Annotated in this window: 18 protein-coding genes; 13 read left to right on the top strand and 5 right to left on the bottom strand. The window is 73.4% G+C overall.

Annotation, left to right across the window (positions count from 1 at the left end; genetic code table 11):
• Window positions 1-29: 29 nt before the first annotated feature.
• Together J7I94_RS05050 and J7I94_RS05045 are read right to left on the bottom strand one after the other, a co-directional pair.
• Entirely contained in the window at window positions 30-1,493 is a 1,464-nt protein-coding gene (locus J7I94_RS05050; RefSeq protein WP_215165411.1) for a 4-hydroxyphenylacetate 3-hydroxylase family protein, read from the bottom strand.
• Between the two features lie 268 nt (window positions 1,494-1,761).
• Complete coding sequence (locus J7I94_RS05045) at window positions 1,762-3,216, bottom strand: MFS transporter (protein ID WP_215165410.1); 1,455 nt, start codon at window positions 3,214-3,216, stop codon at window positions 1,762-1,764.
• A 210-nt stretch (window positions 3,217-3,426) separates the two neighbouring features.
• Here J7I94_RS05045 and J7I94_RS05040 point away from each other — a divergent pair, with 210 nt between their 5' ends.
• Window positions 3,427-3,867 (top strand): MarR family winged helix-turn-helix transcriptional regulator, encoded by a 441-nt coding sequence (locus tag J7I94_RS05040; protein WP_215165480.1) that lies wholly within the window; start codon window positions 3,427-3,429, stop codon window positions 3,865-3,867.
• A gap of 86 nt (window positions 3,868-3,953) precedes the next feature.
• Here J7I94_RS05040 and J7I94_RS05035 read toward each other — a convergent pair whose 3' ends face one another.
• Window positions 3,954-4,580, bottom strand: a complete 627-nt coding sequence (locus tag J7I94_RS05035; protein ID WP_251074670.1) for a hypothetical protein — start codon at window positions 4,578-4,580, stop codon at window positions 3,954-3,956.
• 408 nt (window positions 4,581-4,988) lie between these two features.
• On the opposite strand from J7I94_RS05035, the gene J7I94_RS05030 reads away from it, so the two are divergent.
• The 6 genes from J7I94_RS05030 to J7I94_RS05005 all read left to right on the top strand — a co-directional run bounded on the left by J7I94_RS05030 (window position 4,989) and on the right by J7I94_RS05005 (window position 10,615).
• Window positions 4,989-5,114: a lasso RiPP family leader peptide-containing protein gene (locus J7I94_RS05030; protein ID WP_215165408.1), complete on the top strand. Its 126-nt coding sequence runs from the start codon at window positions 4,989-4,991 to the stop codon at window positions 5,112-5,114.
• A 113-nt stretch (window positions 5,115-5,227) separates the two neighbouring features.
• Complete coding sequence (locus J7I94_RS05025; RefSeq protein ID WP_215165407.1) at window positions 5,228-7,057, top strand: asparagine synthase-related protein; 1,830 nt, start codon at window positions 5,228-5,230, stop codon at window positions 7,055-7,057.
• Window positions 7,054-7,311: a lasso peptide biosynthesis PqqD family chaperone gene (locus J7I94_RS05020; protein WP_215165405.1), complete on the top strand. Its 258-nt coding sequence runs from the start codon at window positions 7,054-7,056 to the stop codon at window positions 7,309-7,311. Before J7I94_RS05025 ends, J7I94_RS05020 begins: the two co-directional genes overlap by 4 nt.
• Window positions 7,308-7,742, top strand: coding sequence for a lasso peptide biosynthesis B2 protein (locus J7I94_RS05015; protein ID WP_215165404.1), 435 nt, complete (start codon window positions 7,308-7,310; stop codon window positions 7,740-7,742). The genes J7I94_RS05020 and J7I94_RS05015 overlap by 4 nt, the downstream gene beginning before the upstream one ends.
• Window positions 7,739-8,812, top strand: coding sequence for an LLM class flavin-dependent oxidoreductase (locus tag J7I94_RS05010; protein ID WP_215165403.1), 1,074 nt, complete (start codon window positions 7,739-7,741; stop codon window positions 8,810-8,812). Before J7I94_RS05015 ends, J7I94_RS05010 begins: the two co-directional genes overlap by 4 nt.
• Window positions 8,813-8,821: 9 nt before the next feature.
• Complete coding sequence (locus J7I94_RS05005) at window positions 8,822-10,615, top strand: ABC transporter ATP-binding protein (RefSeq protein ID WP_215165402.1); 1,794 nt, start codon at window positions 8,822-8,824, stop codon at window positions 10,613-10,615.
• Between the two features lie 146 nt (window positions 10,616-10,761).
• On the opposite strand, the gene J7I94_RS05000 is transcribed toward J7I94_RS05005, so the two are convergent.
• Window positions 10,762-11,361 carry a TetR/AcrR family transcriptional regulator gene (locus J7I94_RS05000; RefSeq protein WP_215165401.1) on the bottom strand — a complete coding sequence of 200 codons (600 nt, stop codon included), beginning with the start codon at window positions 11,359-11,361 and terminating at the stop codon, window positions 10,762-10,764.
• Between the two features lie 239 nt (window positions 11,362-11,600).
• Here J7I94_RS05000 and J7I94_RS04995 point away from each other — a divergent pair, with 239 nt between their 5' ends.
• Together J7I94_RS04995 and J7I94_RS04990 are read left to right on the top strand one after the other, a co-directional pair.
• Window positions 11,601-12,851, top strand: coding sequence for a hypothetical protein (locus J7I94_RS04995; protein ID WP_215165399.1), 1,251 nt, complete (start codon window positions 11,601-11,603; stop codon window positions 12,849-12,851).
• Between the two features lie 29 nt (window positions 12,852-12,880).
• Window positions 12,881-13,030 carry a hypothetical protein gene (locus J7I94_RS04990; RefSeq protein WP_215165397.1) on the top strand — a complete coding sequence of 50 codons (150 nt, stop codon included), beginning with the start codon at window positions 12,881-12,883 and terminating at the stop codon, window positions 13,028-13,030.
• 39 nt (window positions 13,031-13,069) lie between these two features.
• Here J7I94_RS04990 and J7I94_RS04985 read toward each other — a convergent pair whose 3' ends face one another.
• Window positions 13,070-13,564, bottom strand: a complete 495-nt coding sequence (locus tag J7I94_RS04985) for a DUF4396 domain-containing protein (protein ID WP_215165395.1) — start codon at window positions 13,562-13,564, stop codon at window positions 13,070-13,072.
• A 308-nt stretch (window positions 13,565-13,872) separates the two neighbouring features.
• Here J7I94_RS04985 and J7I94_RS04980 point away from each other — a divergent pair, with 308 nt between their 5' ends.
• The 4 genes from J7I94_RS04980 to J7I94_RS04965 all read left to right on the top strand — a co-directional run bounded on the left by J7I94_RS04980 (window position 13,873) and on the right by J7I94_RS04965 (window position 18,332).
• Window positions 13,873-15,315 (top strand): sugar porter family MFS transporter, encoded by a 1,443-nt coding sequence (locus J7I94_RS04980; RefSeq protein ID WP_215165393.1) that lies wholly within the window; start codon window positions 13,873-13,875, stop codon window positions 15,313-15,315.
• 86 nt (window positions 15,316-15,401) lie between these two features.
• Window positions 15,402-16,187 (top strand): DeoR/GlpR family DNA-binding transcription regulator, encoded by a 786-nt coding sequence (locus tag J7I94_RS04975; protein WP_215165391.1) that lies wholly within the window; start codon window positions 15,402-15,404, stop codon window positions 16,185-16,187.
• Between the two features lie 145 nt (window positions 16,188-16,332).
• Complete coding sequence (locus tag J7I94_RS04970) at window positions 16,333-17,388, top strand: SIS domain-containing protein (protein WP_215165389.1); 1,056 nt, start codon at window positions 16,333-16,335, stop codon at window positions 17,386-17,388.
• A complete protein-coding gene (locus J7I94_RS04965) occupies window positions 17,385-18,332 on the top strand; it encodes an ROK family protein (RefSeq protein WP_215165387.1) in 948 nt (315 codons plus the stop codon). Before J7I94_RS04970 ends, J7I94_RS04965 begins: the two co-directional genes overlap by 4 nt.
• Window positions 18,333-18,365 lie beyond the last annotated feature (33 nt).

The raw sequence follows: 18,365 nt of genomic DNA, 5'->3' as shown, positions 1-18,365 counted from the left end.
GCCGGGCCGGTGCCGTACGGCGGCGTTCGTCAGTCCCGCTCCGGGCCCCGTACACGGTCGGACAGTCCGGCGGCGTCGCGGACCAGGTCCAGCGGGCCGCTCCAGTCGAAGGCGTGGTAGACGGCGGCCAGTTGGGCGAAGGGCGGGCCCTGCGCGAAGAGCTGGAAGGTGAGGCGGTGCCCGGCGTAGTCGGAGTTGAGCAGGTCGCGGGCGAAGGCGAGGAGCTTGCGCCGGTCGTCGGCCACCCAGTTCTCGTCGATCGAGTAGAACTTCTCCAGCCAGCGGCCGGCCTCGGGGTCGGCGAAGCTCGCCGAGTCCGGGGTGACGCAGATCTGGCCGCCGCACAGCTCACGGGCGAGGTGTGTCATCTGCGGCAGTTGGGAGCAGGCCAGGACCCGGCCGGTGTGCAGCAGGGACTGGTCCGGCATGAACAGTCCGCCGGGTGACGTCGTGCCCATCGCGATCGCCGCGGTGAGATGGGCGTTGACGCTCTCGCGGTAGCAGGCCAGCTGGGCCAGCTTCTCCCGCACCGCCGGGCGGCGTTCCAGCCCGGTCTGCCGTACGTTCCACAGCGCGGCGCCGATCATGAGGTCGGCCAGGCGCAGGGTGCGGTGGGTGAAGGGCAGCGCCGAGTAGCGGTGCAGGGTGGTGCGGAGCAGGGCGGCGGCCTCGGTGTGCCGGTGGAACAGCACGTCCTCCCAGGGGATCTCGACGTCGTCGAAGACCACCAGGGTGTCGATCTCGTCGACGCGGTGGGACAGGGGGTAGTCCTCGGCCTTGCCGCGGCCGGCGAACCCGGTGCGGCAGAGGAATTTCAGGCCCCTGGTGTTCATGTCGACGATGAACCCGGCGGCGTACTCCGAGAGTTCGGTGCCACCCCAGTCGGCGACGGCCGGTTTGACGAACGCCTGGTTCGCGTAGGCCGCCGCGGTCTCGTACTTGGCGCCGCGCACGACGATGCCGCTGTCGGTCTCGCGGACCACGCGCAGCAGCAGGTCGGGGTCCTGGTCCTGGGGGCGTTTGGACCGGTCGCCCTTGGGGTCGGTGTCGGCCGAGACGTGGAACAGGTCATCGGTCACCGAACGGGCGACGTGACGCCGGATGTTCGCGGAGAACCGCGGGTCCAGTTCGTCGAGGACCCGCTGTCCGTCGAGGAGCGACCACATCTCGCCGACCGTCTCGTCGCCGACCCGGGTGACGACGCCGCGCGCCTCGTCCAGCACGGTGTCGACGGCGGCGCGCTTGTCGTGCCAGTCCCGCTGGGTGAGCGGCGGTTTGCAGGCGACGCTGTGGCGCTCGCCGGTCGCCGGATCGGCGTAGGACATGACGTCCTGGGTGGCGGCCTCGTGGGCGAGGTCGTGGATACGGGCGCGGATGCCGACGATCGGGGCGAACTGGGGGTGTGCGGTGACGTCCTTGACGCGTTCGCCGTCGATCCAGATCTGCCGGTCGGGAGAGAGGGATTCCTTGTACTGCTGGCCGGTACGGATCATGCGGGGCCTCCTCGGTCGCGGGGCCGGGGGCCGGGAACCGGCGGTCGGGTTCCCGCCCTCCGGCTGCGGCGGACTCGCGGAGGGGATGCCCGGTTCGGCCGGGCCGTGAACGGAGCGGGGGCGCTGTGCGGGGCCGGTGCGGCCGCGCGGGGCGGGTGCGGGGCCGTGCGGAGGCGTGAGCCGGGCAGCCCCGCTCGCCTCGGGCGGGGCCCTGTTCCTGATGCCGGGCCCGGCGGGTGCCCGGTGAACACCGGGCGCCCGTGTCGGTTCAGGCGCGGGTCGGCGCCTTCTCGGCCGGGGTCTGCTCGTCCGCGGCCGCACCGCTGTCCGCGCGCAGGGCGGGGATCAGGCAGGCCACGGCGGCCGACACCAGCGCGACACCGCAGCCGATCAGCAGTCCCGTACGGAAGCCGTCCTCGGAGGCGAGCGAGTAGCCGCCCAGGGTGACGGTCATCTGTGCCAGGACGACACCGATCACCGCCGAACCGATGGTCGTGCCGAGGGAGCGCATCAGGGCGTTGAAGCCGTTGGCCGCCGCCGTCTCGGAGAGCGGGACCGCGCTCATGATCAGCGCGGGCATGGCACCGTAGGCCAGGGCGACACCGCTGTTGATCACGATACCGGCGACCATCAGACCCCAGGCGGTCCCCATCAGCGGGAGGGCGAGGCCGTACCCGACGGCTATCACCAGCGCGCCGAGGATCAGGGCGGGCTTGGGGCCGCGGGAGTTGATGAGCTTGCCGCCCAGCGGGGAGACGATCATCATCATCACGCCGCCGGGAGCGAGGTACAGGCCCGCCGCCAGCATCGACTGTCCCAGGCCGTAGCCCGTGGCCTCGGGGAACTGGAGCAGCTGCGGCGCGATCAGCATGAAGGCGTACATGCCGACGCCGATGAGGATCGAGGACGCGTTGGTGAGCAGCACGCGGGGGCGGGCCGTGGTGCGCAGGTCGATCAGCGGGTCGCGGGTGCGCAGCTCGTAGAAGCCCCAGGCGACGAGCGCGACGAGCGCGAGGGCGAACAGGCCCAGTGTGGTGCCCGAACTCCAGCCCCAGTCGGCGCCCTTGGAGATCGCCAGGAGCAGGGAGACCAGGCCGATGGCGAGCCCGACCGCGCCCGGGGCGTCGAACCGCTGTCCCTTGGCGCCGGCCGGGACGTCCGGGACGACGAAGAAGATCAGGGCGCCGATCAGCAGGGCGAGGCCGGCCGAACCCCAGAACAGCGTCCGCCAGTTCGCGTACTGGGCCACGGCGGCGGCCAGCGGCAGGCCGATGGCGCCGCCGATGCCCATGGAGGCGCTGACCAGGGCGATGGAGCCGCTCAGCTTCTCCGCCGGGACGACGTCGCGCAGCAGCGCGATGCCCAGCGGCACCATGCCCATGCCCATCCCCTGCAGTCCGCGGCCGACGATCATCGGCACGACGGAGGAGGAGAGGGCGCACACCACCGACCCGACGACCAGTGGCACCGCGCAGACCAGCAGCATCCGCCGCTTGCCGACCAGGTCACCGAGCCGGCCCGAGACGGGCACGCACACCCCCGCGACGAGGAGGGTGACGGTGACCACCCAGGCCGCGTTCGAGGAGCTGGTGTGCAGGATCTGCGGCATCTCCGCGATCAGGGGGGTCACCAGCGTCTGCATGACCGCGGCGACGGTGCCTGCCAGGGCGAGTGTGGCGACGACGCCGCCCGGGCGGGCGGTGGTCGGCTGGGGGCCGTCCATGGGAGCTCCTCTGCGAAACCTGGATGAGTGACGGCGTCTCCACCGAGACGCGGTGTGCATCATACATAGCTTGTGTATCTACCACATGATGTGTCGAGTGCATATGATGGAGCCGACTGGGTCCGAGGGTGCGCACGGCGACGCAGAGGGCGGAGAAGAGGGCTTGTGAACAGGGCGGACAGGGCTACGGAACGGGTGGAGTTCGAGCAGATGCTGCTGAGCCGTTATATGCATCTGCACAAGAGCAAAGGCCGACGCACCGGCAGTGTCCTGGACCGCAGCGCCTACATCCTGCTCAGCCGTATCCGCGTGCAGGGCCCGATGTCGATCGGGCAGCTGGGCGACGCGTTCGGGCTGGACGTCTCCACGCTCAACCGGCAGACGGCGGCCGCCATGCGGGCCGGTCTGGTCGAGCGCATCCCCGACCCCGACGGCGGCCTGGCCCGCAAGTTCCGCATCACCGAGGAGGGCGAGCGGCGTCTGGACGAGGAGCGCACCGGCTTGGTGGCAAGTCTGGACCGGATCATGACCGACTGGCCGGAGGAGGACATCGCCGCCTTCGCCGACCTGCTCCAGCGCTTCAACTCGGACATCGAGCGACTGCACGGGATGCCGTGGCCGCGCCCCGACCCGGCGGAACGTCCCGCCTGACGCCCGGCGGAGGGCAGGCGGACGGCGGACCAGGTGACGCGAAGGGGGCGCGGGCGTACCGGGGGCCGTACGCCCGCCCCTTCGCGTCAGCGGTGATGGAACGCCAGCAGGTCCGCGTCGATGCGCCGCGGGCCGCGCGGCAGCCAGGACGCCGCCACCCGTGCCACCGTCGGCCGGGGCAGCGGGGGGTTGACGGTCCGGGTGTCCGGCTTCGCCACCAGCTGCAGCGCCCACGCGAACCCGTTGACGGGAATCATCGCGGCCCAGAACCGTCGGTCGACGTCCAGCAGGACGCTCGCGTACTGGTAGGCGTGCCAGGTGTGGTAAGCGAGCGGCGGGTCCCCGTTCATGGTGTGCACTTCGGACTCCTGTGGCGCCCTGCGCGGATCGAACAGCACCCCTTGGGCGAAGTACGACATCGCGTCGAGAATGCCGTCGGGACGCCGGCCGTAATACCTGTCGAAGACCTCGACCTGAGCGCGGGAAATCACCCGGAGCGGTTCGCGCACCGGTTCGAGAAAGGCGGCGTACGTCTCCGGATAACCGGGTTCTGCCCCGGTTCTCACCCACGCGTCGCGGACACCGGTCAACGCGTTCCCGCCGAGGTACCGGGCCATTTCCGCATAGGCTTCCCGCAGTCGCGGTGACTGCCGGAAATAGGTCGCCTCGTCGAACTGGTACCAGAATTCGTTCGCCAGCCGGTCGCCGAGCATGCCCGGCACCTCGGGGAGGACGGGGCCGGCCCGGTGTCCGGCGGCGGCCCGTGCCGGTGAGCGGGAAGCCGCCGTCCCCAGCGCCAGGGCGCCGGCGACTCCCAGGGCGCCGCGCAGCGCTCGTCTTCTGCCGTACCGGGTCCCCCGAGCGGAATGCATCCGGATCCGTCCCTCCCGCCGTCCTCGGTGAGCCGGCCCCCGCGAGCCGTCCGGCCAGTTTTCAGGCTCGCTCATCGCGCTGTCCATGTACCAGGACAGAAAGGGGACTTCACCGGGACGTTCCGCTCGGGCGCCCGGGACCGGCGCGTCCCTACATTTGCACCCACCTGCCCAGCATGAAGCACGAACGGGGGCAGCACTGCGGCCTTCCGCCGGCAGTGAGCGCGAATGCGAGGGGAGGTGAACGACATGAGCGAGAACACCGTGTACGAGCCGCCCGCCCTGGTCGAGGTCGGAGGCTTCAGGGAACTCACCCTGGACACGGGCGTCTGGGGCTGGGACGCCTACGACCTGTGCTGGTGGCTGGGCTGCTGAGCCCACCGGGCCGGCTCCCCCGCCTCGCCCGCGGTGACCACGTGGGAGGGGGAGCCGGCACGTGCGCCCGTCGACGTCGGACCGGCTCGCTCCGGTGGACCAGTGGAGGACTCATGCGGTTTCTCGTTCTGCCCGACCACCGGCTGGGCGCGGTCGCCGCCGGTGTGCCGTCGCGCCACCGGGAACCGGACGGGATACTCACCCACGCGTCCGGGCGTCCCTGGGTCGTCGGTTCCTGGGCGGACGACGAGATCCTGACCGCCTCCGTCGGTACCCGCCGCGTCGCCCTGCTCGGCTGCTTCGCGGCGACCCCCGGGGACCTCGCGCGCGTGGTCGGACACTGTGCGACCCTCGACCGGCTCGGCGACGCCCTGCGGGCGATCCCGGGCAGCTACCACACCCTGGCCTCCTTCGACGGTGAGACGCGCGCCCAGGGCTCCCTCTCGGGTGTCCGCGAGATCTTCCACACCACCGTCGACGGCCTCACCCTGGCGGCCGACCGGCCGGACCCCCTGGCGGCCCTGTCGGGCGGCGAGGTCGACGAGACCACGGTGGTCTGCCATCTCCTGGCCCAGCCGCCCTGGCCGCTGACCGGCCGCACGGCCTGGCGCTCCGTGTCCTGTCTGCGGCCCGGCCACTGGCTCCGGGTGCGACGCGACGGCAGCCACCACACGGTCCGCTGGTGGTCCCCTCCCCCGGCCGACCAGCCGATCGGGCGCAGCGCCCGGCAGGTGCTGACCGCGCTGCGGGGCGCGGTCTCCGCGCGGACGCGGTCCGGCGTCGTCGGCTGCGACCTGTCCGGCGGACTGGACTCCACCAGCCTGGCCCTGCTCACCGCGGCGGACGAGGGCTGCCGGAGGCTGGTGACCGTCCGCAAGGACGCCGTGGACCCCGCCAACGACGACGCCTGGTGGGCACGGCAGGCGGCCGGATACCTGCCGGACGCCGAGTCCCTCGTCCTGCCCTGGTCTCAGGTGCCGCACTCGTTCGCCGGCCGCCCCGTCCCCGAGGACGACCTGGAGGCGCCGTACGCCTGGTGGCGGACGACGGCGGCGATGACCTACGTGGCCGAACGGCTGGCCGCCCGCGAGGTGTCCGTCCACCTGACGGGCCACGGCGGCGACGAGCTCTTCCACCCGGCGCCCTCCTTCTTCCACGCCCTGGCCCGCCGCGCGCCGCTGCGGTCCCTCACCGAGCTGCGGGTGGCCCGCAGCATGTACCGCTGGCCGCTCGGCGCGCTGGTGCGCAACCTGCTGCGCGACCCGTCGTACGGCCAGTGGCTGCACGCGGCGTCACGCTCCCTCACCACGCCCATCCGGGGACCCCGTGAACCACTGACCGGCTGGGGCCATCACCCGCGGCTGCCGTTCTGGGTGACCGCCCCGGCGGCCGACGTCTGCCGCCGGCTGCTCCGGGACGCGGCGGAGCGGGGAGCCGAGCCCCACTCCCCCGATCCCGCGCAGCACGAGGTCGTCCAGGCCGTACGCCGCTGCGGGACGAGCGTCCGTCTGACCGACCGTCTCACCTCCCGCTCCGGCGTCTCGTACCACGCCCCGTACCTCGACGACCAGGTACTGGAGGCGGCGCTCACCCTGCGGCTCACCGACCGCACCCGCCCGGGGCTGACCAAGCCGCTGCTGACGGCGGCGCTGCGCGGCACCGTCCCCGATCCGGTCCTGGAGCGCACCACGAAGGGCGAGTTCAGCGCCGACGTGTACGCCGGTGTGCGGCGTCACCGGCGGGAACTGCTGGAGCTCGGCGAGGACATGCGGCTGGCCCGGCTGGGCCTGGTGGACCCGGTCGCGGTCCGCTCCGTGCTCCTCGCCCCGCACCCCACCCCACGGAGTTTCATCCCGATGGTCTCCACGCTGGCCTGTGAGTCGTGGCTGCGCTCGGTCGAGGCGGCCCGGGAGCGGACCGGTGCCGCGAAGGGAATCCGATGAGCTATTCACTCGCCCCCGACGTGACCACGGCCGAGACCGACGACGGCATGGTGCTGTTGCACGAGTCCACCGGCCGCTACTGGATGCTCAACCGCACCGGTGCCACCGTCGTCCGGCTGCTGCGGGACGGCCTCGGCGTACCGGAGATCGTCGAGGAACTCGCCACGTCCTTCCCCGGGCAGCGGGAGCGGGTGGCGGCGGACGTCGACGCGCTGGTGGCGCGCCTGGTCGGGGCCCGGCTGGTGACGGCATGACCTTCCCCGTCGTACCCGAAGCACGGGCCCCGCTCTCCCGGGGTGACGCGCTGCTCGCCCGGCTCGCCGTGACGGCGGCCTGGCTGCTGATCCGGCTGTCTCCCGGCCGGCTGCGCCGGGTACTGCGCGCCGTCGCCCGCGGCGCCCGTCCCTGCGCCGAGGCACAGGCCCTGCTCAGCCGCCGGGCGGTGGTGTCCGTCAGCCGCACCTGCGCCGGGCAGGGGTGTCTGCAGCGTTCGGTGGCCACCGTGCTGCTGTGCCGGGTGCGGGGGCAGTGGCCGGACTGGTGCACCGGCGTGCGCACCGAGCCGTTCCGCGCGCACGCCTGGGTGGAGGTGGACGGCCGTCCCGTCGGCGAGGGCGGGGGCGTCGAGTTGTTCCGCCCGTTGCAGCGCGTGTCCGTGCCCGCGGCGGACCGGGCGGAGCGATGACGGCGGACGGCGGCGTCCGGTTCGGCGTCCTGCTGACCACCGACCGGTACCCGGGCCAGACGGACTCCGAAGTACTCGCCCGTACGGTGGCGGTGGCCAGGGGCGCGGAGGCGCTCGGTCTGGACGACGTGTGGCTGACCGAGCACCACTTCCTCGACTCCGCCGTCAACCCGTCGGCACTGGCCCTCGCCGCGTACCTGCTGGGCCGGACGGAGCGTGTCCACGTCGGCACGGCGGTGACCGTCCTGCCGCTGCACTCGCCCGTGCACACGGCCGAGCAGGCGGCGCTGCTCGACCAGGTGTCGGGCGGCCGGTTCGTCCTCGGGGTGGGGCGCGGCGTCCCGGGTGTCGAGTACGAGGTGCTGGGCGGCGGGATCGGCGACTGGCGGGCCGGGCTGGGCCGGCCGCTGGACCGCCTGCTCGACGCGCTGCGCGGCGAGGTGCCCACGGGTCTCGCGGCGCCCGCCCCGCCGTCGGTCCGGCCGCTGCCCGCGGCGCGCACCTCACCGCACCCGCCGGTGTACGTGGCGGCCGGCTCCCCCGCCTCGATCGAGCTGGCCGCCGACCGGGGACTGCCGCTGATGCTGTTCTTCGACAAGAGCGCCGAGGCGAAGGCGGAGATGGTGGCCCTCCACGCCCGGCGGGTCCGCGCCACCGGTGCGGGCGCGCCCGTGGGCGGGCACGCGTTCGCCGTGTTCACCCGGGTGACCGGCTCCCCGCGGGAGGCCGAGCGGCTGATGCGGGACCGGGCCCGGTTCATCCTCGCGCTCAACCAGCACCGCGGTCTGCCGCCCGACCCGTCGCTGCCGGCCGCGCCGCCGGTGACCGAGGAGCACGTCGCGACGCTGGCGGGCCGGATCCTCGCCCACCACCCGGTCGGGCCGGTGGAGACCTGCGTGGAGCGGCTGGCGCACCACATCGGCGTCTCCGGCTGCACCCGCGTCATGTGCCAGGTGGAGGGAGCCGAGGGGACGGACGAGACGCTGGCCCACCTGGAGCGGCTCGCGACGCGGGTCTTCCCGGCGGTACGGCGCCGCGTCGGCTCCCGCCCGGCCCCGGCCGCCCGCTGAGGGCCCGCCGTGCGCGCCCGGCCGCCCGCCGCCCCGCCGCTCCCCCTCGCCTCCCTGACGCTGCGCACGACCGGCCGTGCCCTGCTGCGGTACGCCCGCGGTCAGCTGCCGCGGATCGTCTGCGGCGGACTGCTGGGTCTCGCCGGTACGGCGGCCATGCTGGCCCAGCCGCTCGCGGCCAAGGAACTGATCGACGGCCTCGGCGACCGGCGGCCCGTCACCGGCGCCCTGACCGCCCTCTCGGTGCTCGTCGTGCTCGGCGCCGTGCTGCGCGCACTCGGCCAGTACGTCCTGGCGCGCGCCGCCGAGTCGGTGGTGCGCGGCGCCCGGCACGGGATCACGGGCAGGCTGCTGCGTCTGAGGATCACCGAACTCGACCGGCTGGAACCCGGTGACCTCCTGTCGCGGGTCTCCTCGGACACGACGCTGCTCCGGCAGGTCACCACCCAGTCACTGGTCTCGGCCGTCACCAGTACGCTCGCCCTGACGGGCGTCACCGTGACGATGGGGCTGCTCGACCCGGTACTGCTCGGCGTGACCGCCGGTGTCATCGCGCTCACCTGCGCGGTGCTGGCCGTCACCATGCCCCGTATCGCGCGGGCCACCGCGCGGGCCCAGGCCGCGGTGGGTGAGATGGGCGCCGTACTGGAACGGGCCCTGGGCGCCCTGCGGACGGTGAAGGCGTCCGGGGCCGAGGACCGGGAGACGGCCGCGGTGCACCGGAGTGCCGACGAGGCCTGGCGCAGCGGTGTCCGGGCGGCCGGCTGGCAGGCGCTGATGGGCACCTCGGCGGGCCTGTCCGTGCAGTTGTCGTTCCTGTGCGTCCTGAGTGTGGGCGGCGCCCGGGTGGCGTCGGGGACCGTCGAGGTCTCGGTGCTGGTGGCCTTCCTGATGCTGCTCTTCTACCTGACGCAGCCGGTGTCCGAGCTGATCCAGGCGACCACGCAGTTCCACGTCGGGGCGGCGGCCGTGGCCCGGCTGCGGGAGATCGACCTCCTGGAGACCGACACCGCCCCGGAGGCCCCGCCGGAGAGCCGCGACGTGAGCACGGGCGGGCGGGCCGGTCCCCCGGCCACCGTCACCTTCGAGAAGGTCTCCTTCCGCTACCGGCCCGAACTGCCCGACGTGCACCGGGCAGTGGACTTCACCGCGCCCGGCGGCCGGATGACCGCCCTGGTCGGCCCGTCCGGGGCGGGCAAGTCCACCGTGTTCGCCCTGCTGGAACGGTTCTACGAGCCGACCTCCGGCCGGGTTCTCATCGACGGCCGGGACGTACGCGACCTCCCCCTGGCCGACCTGCGGGCCGGCATCGGCTACATCGAGCAGGACGCGCCCGTGCTCTCCGGCACGCTGCGGGAGAACCTGCTGTTCGCCGCCCCCGACGCCACCGAGGACGAGATCGGCGAGGTGCTCGTCCGCACCCGTCTCGACGCGTTCGCGCGCGCCCTGCCCCAGGGGCTCGACACGCCGGTCGGCCACCGGGGCACGCGGCTGTCCGGCGGCGAACGCCAGCGGGTGGCCATCGCCCGGGCGCTGCTGCGCCGGCCCCGGCTGCTGCTCCTGGACGAGGCCACGTCCCAGCTCGACGCCGCCAACGAACGCGCCCTGCGCGACGTGGTCGTGGACGTGGCGCGCGAGACGACGGTCGTGGTCATCGCGCACCGGCTGTCCACCGTGACCATGGCCGACCGCATCGTCGTGATGGAGTCCGGCCGGGTACGGGCCACCGGCACCCACGAGGAACTGCTCGCCGGGGACGCCCTTTACCGTGCCCTGGCGGCCGGACAGTTGCTGGTGCCCTGAGGCGCGGAGGGGCGCCTGCGGTTTCGGGGCGGTGCCGGACGGGAGCCGGAGGAGGTCCCGCCCGTACGCGGGAACGATCACTGCGCGGAGAGGCTCGCCGAGGTGCCCGTCCGCCGGTCCGTCGGCGGCTGACGCCCCGTCCGCGCTCACCCCTCGAACGGCCGCACCGGCCCCACCTCGACGCCGAGAAGCCGCCAGGCCGCCAGTACCCGGGCGGTCCGCTCCTCGTGGGTCGGGCCGATGACGGCACCGGAGACCATGGCGACGGCGAGCGTCAGATCGTCGGCCGCGGCCAGCCGGTGCCCCGGCGGCAGGCGGTCGCGCAGCGCGCGCTCGACCCGTTCGGAGAGGGCGCGGGCGTACGCGTGGGTCGCGGAGGTCCCGGATCGCCGGTCCGCCTCGTCGGCGTGCAGCAGGCTGATGAAGGCCGACGACTCCGTCAGGTGCCAGGACAGGACACCAAGGGCGTCCTCGAAGGTGGCGCCCTCGGCCGCTGCGGCCTGCTCGACCTGCCGCACGTTCTCCTCCAGCACGGCGGCCGCGACGGCGGCCCGGTCGGGGAAGTGCCGGTAGAGAACGCCCTGTCCGACGCCGGCCCGGCGTGCGATCGCGGACAGCGGGGCGTTGAGGCCGGCCTCCGCGTAGATCTCCCGGGCGGCGGCGATCAGGGCCGCCCGGTTGCGGGCGGCGGCTTTCGGACCGGGGTTCGGGGACCGCCGTTCGTCCGGCCTGGGGTGTTGCGTCACCCCCGAAGAATACCGGCCGCGCAAGGCCCCGCCGGGTCCGGTCCCGGTGCCGGGCCCCGCCGCGCCGCACCGGTGATTCACGTGGTTCCCGCGTCGCGGCTCCCCGCTTGAATCGGCTCGTTCCGGTGCCGAGACGTTCTCCTTCGGCAACCGCGACAGGCAGGCACGTCCCCGCAACCGACGACACGACCCCGCGCCGACGGCGCAGCCGGCCGGCGCGGCCAGGAGGGATTTCCGACATGTCTCGTTCCAGTTGGCGCTTACGCGTGTGCGGCACCGTGGCCCTCACCGCCCTGTCCGTGGGAGCCGCCGGTACGCTCACGCCTCCCGCTGCCGCCGCCGGCGCGGTCTACGGCGAGGACTTCTCCGACGGGCTCGGCACCTTCACCGCCGACGGCTCCGTCACCACCGGCACGTACGGCGCCCGGTTGAGCGGTTCGCTGCTCTCCGACCCGTCGCTGACGTCCGCGCCCATCGATCTGACCGGGCACAGCGAGGTGACGGTGTCGTACACCCGGGCGGCGTCCGGGCTGGACCTCGGGGAGACGTTCACCGCCGCCTACTCGGTCGACGGCGGGTCGTTCACCTCGCTGGAGTCGGCGCGCACCGCCACCGGCGCGGCGTCGTTCCGCCTGCCCGCGTCGGTCGACGGACACCAGCTGCGACTGCGGTTCTCGCTGGACGCCAACAGCGTCCTGGAGTCGCTGACGGTCGACGACGTGCTGGTCGAGGCGGCGGGCGACGGCGGGCCGGGCGATCCCCCGCCCGGGTCCCTGCCTCCGGTGTCCGACGTGACCGCGCCGGGGCCGTACGCGGTGACCGTCGACGAGTCGGCCGGCCCCGGCGGCGACGGATGGCTGGTGTACCCGGCCGCCGCCGGCCGGGACGGTGTGGACCACCCGGTCCTCGTCTGGGGCCCGGGCGCGGGCTCCGACCCGGCGGCCTACGAGGACATGCTGCGCCAGTGGGCGTCGCACGGGTTCGTGGTCTACAGCGAGGTCTCGTCCAGCAGCGGCGCCTACATGGTCGACGCCCTCGACTGGCTGGAGGACGTGAACACCGACTCCGGCGACCCGCTGTACCAGGACCTCGATCTCACCGAGGTGGCCTTCGGCGGCCATTCCCGCGGATCGATCGGGACGTTCGACGTCGCCGACGACCCGCGGCTGGAGACCACCGTCCACGTGGCGGGCGGCTCCTTCGACGGCAACGGCCCGGACAGTCTGCGCAATCCGGCCCTCTACATCGGCGGCGACGACGACTTCGCCACCTCGAACGTGGAGCGCGACTACACCAACACCGATGTCCCGGTGTGGTTCAGCATCCTCGACGGCACCGATCACATCGCCGCCACGCGCAACGGTCAGCACATCATCACCGCGTGGCTGCGGTGGCACCTGGCCGACGAGGAGTTCCGCCGCACGGAGGACTTCCTGAGCGCCGGCTGCACGTTCTGCGGCCTGGGCGAGGTGCGGTACAAGAACTGGTGACGTCCCGCCCACCGGTCCACGGCCGTGTCATGGCCGTCCACCGCAGCGCGGCTGCGCTGAGCGGCGGCTGCGCCGAGCGACATGCCGCCGCCGAATCCCGGGGCTGCGCACCACGGGCCGACACCTTCGACGTCGACCTCCGCGACCTGCGACGGGTCCTGGTCCGCCCGCTCCGCTGACACGCCGGCCCCCCCGTAACCGCTCGGGAGGCCGGCGCCTCAGTGGTGGGCGTGGACGACGGCGTGACCCTTGCCGCGGCCGATCATCCACTTGTTGACCGGGGTCGTGATCAGGAAGGCGACGCCGAACCCGCCCAGGAGCGCCGACCAGAACAGCCCGTCCGACAGGTGTGCGTCCATGGCTCCGGGGACCAGGGCGATGATGCCGTTGTCGACGAGTTCCATCACGGCGATGGACACGGTGTCGGCGGCGAGCGCGACCCTGATCGCGGCTCTGAGGTCCAGGCCGGAGCGGCGGACGCCGAACAGGGTGAACGAGTAGCCGAACACGAAGGCGAGCGCGATCGCCAGCGCCATGGTCGGGACGTTGCCCCACATCAGGGCGGTGCCGATGACCATGCCGAGAATCTCACCGACGGCACAGCCGGTCAGACAGTGCAGCGTCGCCTTCACCGCCATGGGCCAGGACGCCGCGGCGGTGTGCGGGCCGTCGTGCGGACCGTGGTGTCCGGTGTGGTGCGTGCTGTGGACCATGACGTCATCCCCATTCCCGTTCGACGTGCCCCGTCACCGGTGCTTCACACACTCGGAACACCATACCCCCCGGGGGTATTCCCGGTCTTCAGGAGGAGAACCACCGGCGCCGGACCGACCGGCCCACCGGACACGACGTCCGTACGAAACACCCGTGCAGCCCGATCGAAACACGGAACCGTGCAGTTGTTTCCGCACGATTGCCGCTATTGACCGCACGCAACCGTGCAGCGGAGGATCCTTCCCACCCCCATGGAGATCCGCCGGTCAGGCGACGCTCCGCCACCAGCACGCAAGGACGGTCACGCATGCAGTCCAACCCCGGCGCCCGGCAGGGCGCGCCCGTTCCTCCCCGGCCCGCCCCGGCCGAGCTCCGCCCCGGCTCCGGACGCATGACGTGGTACGTCTATCTGGCGATCGCCATCAGCACCTTCGGCGGCCTGATCTTCGGGTACGACACCGGCGTGGCCGGGGGCGCCGCGGGGTTCGTCGCCGACGACTACGGCCTGTCGAGCTTCATGGAGGGCGTCGTCGTGAGCACCTCGCTGCTCGGCGGCGCGATCGGCGCGATGTCCGGCGGCCCGCTCGGTGACCGCTTCGGGCGCCGTCCGGTGCTGCTGCTGTCCGGTGTGCTGTTCACGCTCGGGGCACTGCTGTCGGCCGCCGCTCCCGCACTGACCGTGCTGCTGCTCGCCCGGGTGGTGCTCGGCGCCGGGGTGGGCGCCGCCTCCGTACTGGTCCCGGTCTACATCGCCGAACTGGCCCCGGCCCGCATCCGGGGAGCCCTGGTGGCCGGCTACCAGCTCCTCACCACGCTCGGCATCGTGCTCGCCTACGGCGTCAACGCGGTGTTCGGTGACAGCCAGGCGTGGCGCTGGTCGCTCGGACTGGCCGCCGTGCCCGGCCTGCTGCTGGCCGGCGGGGTGCTGCTCGTGCCGGAGTCGCCCCGCTGGCTGGTGGCCCGCGGACGGCTGGACGCCGCCCGTGACCTGCTGCGCAGGGTGCGCGGCCAGGCCGACGTGGAGGAGGAACTGCGCGAGATCGAGACGGTGCACCGGCAGGAGACGCGGCGGAGCGGCGGCTGGCGCGACCTGAACGCGCCCTGGGTGCGTCCGATGGTGCTGATCGGTGTGCTGGTCGCGTTCTTCGCCAACGGCTGCGGCATCAACCTCGTCATCTACTTCGCCCCGCAGATCCTCCAGACCGCGGGGATGGGCTCCAGTTCCTCCCTGCTGGCCACGGTGGGCCTCGGCGTCGTCAACGTGCTGTTCACGGTGGTGGGCATGGCCCTGGTGGACCGGGTCGGACGCAAGCCGCTGCTGCTGGCGGGCGCCGTCGGCATGACGGTCACCCTGGCCGCGCTCGCCGTGGTGATGTCCGTGCCCGGACTGCCCGGCGCCAACTGGCTGTCGTTCGCCTTCCTCTGCCTCTACATCGTGATGTACGCGGTGAGTCCGGGGCTGGTCGCCTATGTCGTCATCTCGGAGATCTTCCCGCTGCATGTGCGGGCCAAGGCGACCGGCGTGGCCACCTTCGTCATCTTCGCCACCAACCTGGTGATCGGCCTGACCTCGCTGCCGATGCTCGACGGACTGGGCACGCCCACCACCTTCTGGCTGTTCACCGCGGTCTGTGTGCTGTTCGTACTGTTCTGTCTGCGCATGCCGGAGACCAAGGGCCGGACGCTGGAGCAACTGGAGGAACGCTTCCGTGCCGCCGCCGAGGAACGCCACCGCCTCCGCGGCGCGTGACCGGCCACTCGTGCACGTTCGCGTGCACGGCCGCACCCGGACGCAGTAGGGTGTCGGCCGACCGGCAAGACGTAGGAGGTTGACCCGTGTCCGAGTCCTCGGCCGAGCGCCGGCAGGCCATGCTGGAGCATGTGCGGGCCCACGGGTACGCCGGAGCCGGGGAACTGGCGCGCGAGTTCTGCGTGGACGGGTCGACCGTGCGCCGTGACCTGGCCCAGCTGGAGCGGGCCGGGCTGGTGCGCCGCACCCGGGGCGGGGTGCTGCCCGCCGATCCCGCCGAGGCCGTCGACACACCGTACGACGTGCGCCGCAGCCAACGGTCCGAGGCGAAGCGGGCGCTGGGCGAGGCCGCCGCGGAGCTGGTCGAGGACGGTCAGTCACTGATCATCGACAACGGTTCGACCATGTACCACGTGGCGGCGGCGCTGCGGCAGCGGCAGCGCCTGACCGTCATCACCAACGACCTGATGGTCGCCCTGTGCCTGTCCGGCCACCCCACCCACCAGCTCCACGTGACCGGTGGCGTCATGCTCGACACCGTCTACACCCTGGTGGGTCCGGGTGCCGTGGCGTCGCTGCGCGGACTGCACGTCGACTGGGCCTTCCTCGGCGCCGAAGGCGTGCATCCACGGGCCGGGGTCACCAACGTCAACGTGGTCGAGATCGCCGTCAAGCAGGCGATGATCGAGGCGGCGGAACGGGTCGTCGTCGTGGCCGACAGCTCCAAACTGGGCCGCAGGTCCCTGGCCCCGGTGTGCGAGCTGTCCGCCGTGTCCGCCCTGTTCACGGACGACGGGCTGCCCGAGGAGGAGCGCGCCGCGTACGGGGCCGCCCTGCGCTGCGTCCCCACCGTCGGCGGCGGCCGGCGATAGCCCCGGGCCGCTGACCCGCCCCTCAGGAACCGTGCCGATATACCTGCACGCTTTCGCTTATTGACTGCACGTTTCCGTGCGTGATGGGCTGATGCCCTGCCTCCCATTCCCTTGCCTCACGGGCATGCTCCACGGAAGGACTCCGATGACCGGCCCCTCCCCCTCCTCCCCCGCCGGCTACCTGGCCGACATCGACGCCCAGCCCGACGCGCTGCTGCGGCAGGCGGACAGTCCGCTGCCCGCCGCGCTCTCCGGGATCGACCTGGGCCGGTACGACCGCGTCGTCCTGACAGGCATGGGCTCCTCCCTCTACTCCTTCGTGCCGGTCGAGCGCGCCCTCGCGGCGGCGGGACTGCCCGTCTGGCGCCTCGACGCCGGGCAACTGCTGGACACCCCCGAGCGGATCACCCCGGGCACGCTGCTGTGGGCCACCTCCCAGTCCGGCCGCAGTGGCGAACTGGTCGCCCTGCTCGACCGGCTCACCGGCCCGGCGCGGCCCCGCACCGTCCTGGCGACGACCGACGACTCCACCAGCCCGCTGGCCCTCGCCGCCGACGTACTGGTCGAACTGCGCAGCGGCCCCGAGGCGACCGTCAGCACCAAGAGCTACGTCAACACCCTGGCCGCCCACCGGCGCGTCCTGGCCGCCCTCCACGGCGGCGAGAACGACCAGGCGCTCACCGACGGACTGCGCCGCACCGCCGAGGAACTGCGCACGCTGCTCGCCGGCCGGCCGCTCCCCACCGGCCTCGCCGGACAGGCCCTGGCCGCCGCGTACCCCCGGTTCGCCTACGTCGGGACCGGCGCCGACGCGGCCACCGCGCTGACCGGCGCGCTCATCACCAAGGAGGCCAGCCGGGTGGCGGCCGAGGGCTATGTGGGCGGGGCCTTCCGGCACGGCCCGCTGGAGCTGGCGGGCCCCGGTCTGACCGTGCTGCTGTTCGGCACCGGCGACGCGGACGACGCCGTACTGCCCGCGCTCGCCCGGGACCTGACCGCCGCCGGCTCGACCGTGGTGACGGTGGGCCCGCGCGCCTACCCGGGAACCGGGCACCTGCCCACCCCGGCGGGCGGCGGCACCTTCGAGCGGCTCGTGTTCGGGATGGCACACGTCCAGCAGCTCACCGTGGCGCTGGCGCGGGCGGCCGGGCAGGTCCCGGGCGAGTTCCGCTTCGGCCGCAAGATCACGGACACGCTGTGAGCGGGCACCGCACGGATGCCCCCGTCACCGTCGGCCTGGACCTGGGCGGCACCGGCGTCCGGGCCCTCTCCTGGCGGGACGGCCGGACGGTCGCGTCGGCGAACGCGCTCAGCGCCGAACTCGGTGCCGGACCGGTCCCGGAGCGCGTCGGCCGGCTGGCGGGGCTCGTCACCGGCGTGCTGCCGCCCGGTACCTCCGCCGCCGCCGTGGGGATCGGCGCGAGCGGTCCGGTGGACAACGCCGCCGGTGTCGTCCACAACCAGGACACGCTGCCGTGGTTCTCGGACTTTCCTCTGGTCGCGTCCCTGCGGGAGCGACTGGGCGTGCCGGTCGTCATCGACAACGACGCGGTGAGCGCGGCCCTCGGAGAGCACGCGGCCGGAGCCGGCCGACGGTGCGACCGGATGCTGATGATCACGCTCGGCACCGGCATCGGTGCCGCGATGCTGGTCGACGGCCGCCCGGTACGCGGCCTGGACGGCGCTCACCCCGAGGGCGGCCACCTCCCGGTGACCTCCGATCCGGCCCGCTGCTACTGCGGTCTGACCGGCTGCTGGGAACAGGCCGCCTCGCGCGGCGCCCTGCAACGCATGCTGCGCGTCCGCCTCGGCGAGGACCATCCGGGCAACGAGACACTGCGGTACGGCAGCGAGGCGGCGGCGACCGATCCGGCGGTCCGGCGGATCTTCACCGAGTACGGCGTTCTGGTCGGCCGCGGCCTGGCCGCGCTGCACGCCCTCTACCAGCCGAGGGTCACGGTCATCGGCGGCAGCGCGGCCTCTTGCCTGCCGCTGTTCGCCGACGGACTGCGCCGGTCGCTGGCGCGCTCGGCCGAGTACGCGGTGCCGTCCGAGATCCGCCCCGCCGAACTGGGGGACAACGCCGGCGCGGTCGGCGCGGCGGTCCTCGCCCTCGGCCTCGGCGCGGCACCGCCCGGGTGCTGATGGCGCGCGAAGGGCGTCCACCGGGACGGACGC

It is taken from the genome of Streptomyces sp. ISL-12, assembly GCF_018614415.1.
Lineage (GTDB): Bacteria > Actinomycetota > Actinomycetes > Streptomycetales > Streptomycetaceae > Streptomyces.
Note: the sequence above shows the minus strand (reverse complement) of the source record. Positions and strands in the feature narration are given on the sequence as shown.

What these genes read in the sequence shown, in the direction of transcription:
- J7I94_RS05025 (WP_215165407.1), top strand. Translation starts at nt 5,228, where the DNA reads ATGCGGTTTCTCGTTCTGCCCGACCACCGGCTGGGCGCGGTCGCCGCC.
- J7I94_RS05020 (WP_215165405.1), top strand. Translation starts at nt 7,054, where the DNA reads ATGAGCTATTCACTCGCCCCCGACGTGACCACGGCCGAGACCGACGAC.
- J7I94_RS04970 (WP_215165389.1), top strand. Translation starts at nt 16,333, where the DNA reads ATGACCGGCCCCTCCCCCTCCTCCCCCGCCGGCTACCTGGCCGACATC.
- J7I94_RS04995 (WP_215165399.1), top strand. Translation starts at nt 11,601, where the DNA reads ATGTCTCGTTCCAGTTGGCGCTTACGCGTGTGCGGCACCGTGGCCCTC.
- J7I94_RS04985 (WP_215165395.1), bottom strand. Translation starts at nt 13,564, where the DNA reads ATGGTCCACAGCACGCACCACACCGGACACCACGGTCCGCACGACGGC.
- J7I94_RS05045 (WP_215165410.1), bottom strand. Translation starts at nt 3,216, where the DNA reads ATGGACGGCCCCCAGCCGACCACCGCCCGCCCGGGCGGCGTCGTCGCC.
- J7I94_RS05050 (WP_215165411.1), bottom strand. Translation starts at nt 1,493, where the DNA reads ATGATCCGTACCGGCCAGCAGTACAAGGAATCCCTCTCTCCCGACCGG.
- J7I94_RS04980 (WP_215165393.1), top strand. Translation starts at nt 13,873, where the DNA reads ATGCAGTCCAACCCCGGCGCCCGGCAGGGCGCGCCCGTTCCTCCCCGG.
- J7I94_RS05015 (WP_215165404.1), top strand. Translation starts at nt 7,308, where the DNA reads ATGACCTTCCCCGTCGTACCCGAAGCACGGGCCCCGCTCTCCCGGGGT.
- J7I94_RS05035 (WP_251074670.1), bottom strand. Translation starts at nt 4,580, where the DNA reads ATGCTCGGCGACCGGCTGGCGAACGAATTCTGGTACCAGTTCGACGAG.
- J7I94_RS04990 (WP_215165397.1), top strand. Translation starts at nt 12,881, where the DNA reads ATGGCCGTCCACCGCAGCGCGGCTGCGCTGAGCGGCGGCTGCGCCGAG.
- J7I94_RS05040 (WP_215165480.1), top strand. Translation starts at nt 3,427, where the DNA reads ATGCTGCTGAGCCGTTATATGCATCTGCACAAGAGCAAAGGCCGACGC.
- J7I94_RS05030 (WP_215165408.1), top strand. Translation starts at nt 4,989, where the DNA reads ATGAGCGAGAACACCGTGTACGAGCCGCCCGCCCTGGTCGAGGTCGGA.
- J7I94_RS05010 (WP_215165403.1), top strand. Translation starts at nt 7,739, where the DNA reads ATGACGGCGGACGGCGGCGTCCGGTTCGGCGTCCTGCTGACCACCGAC.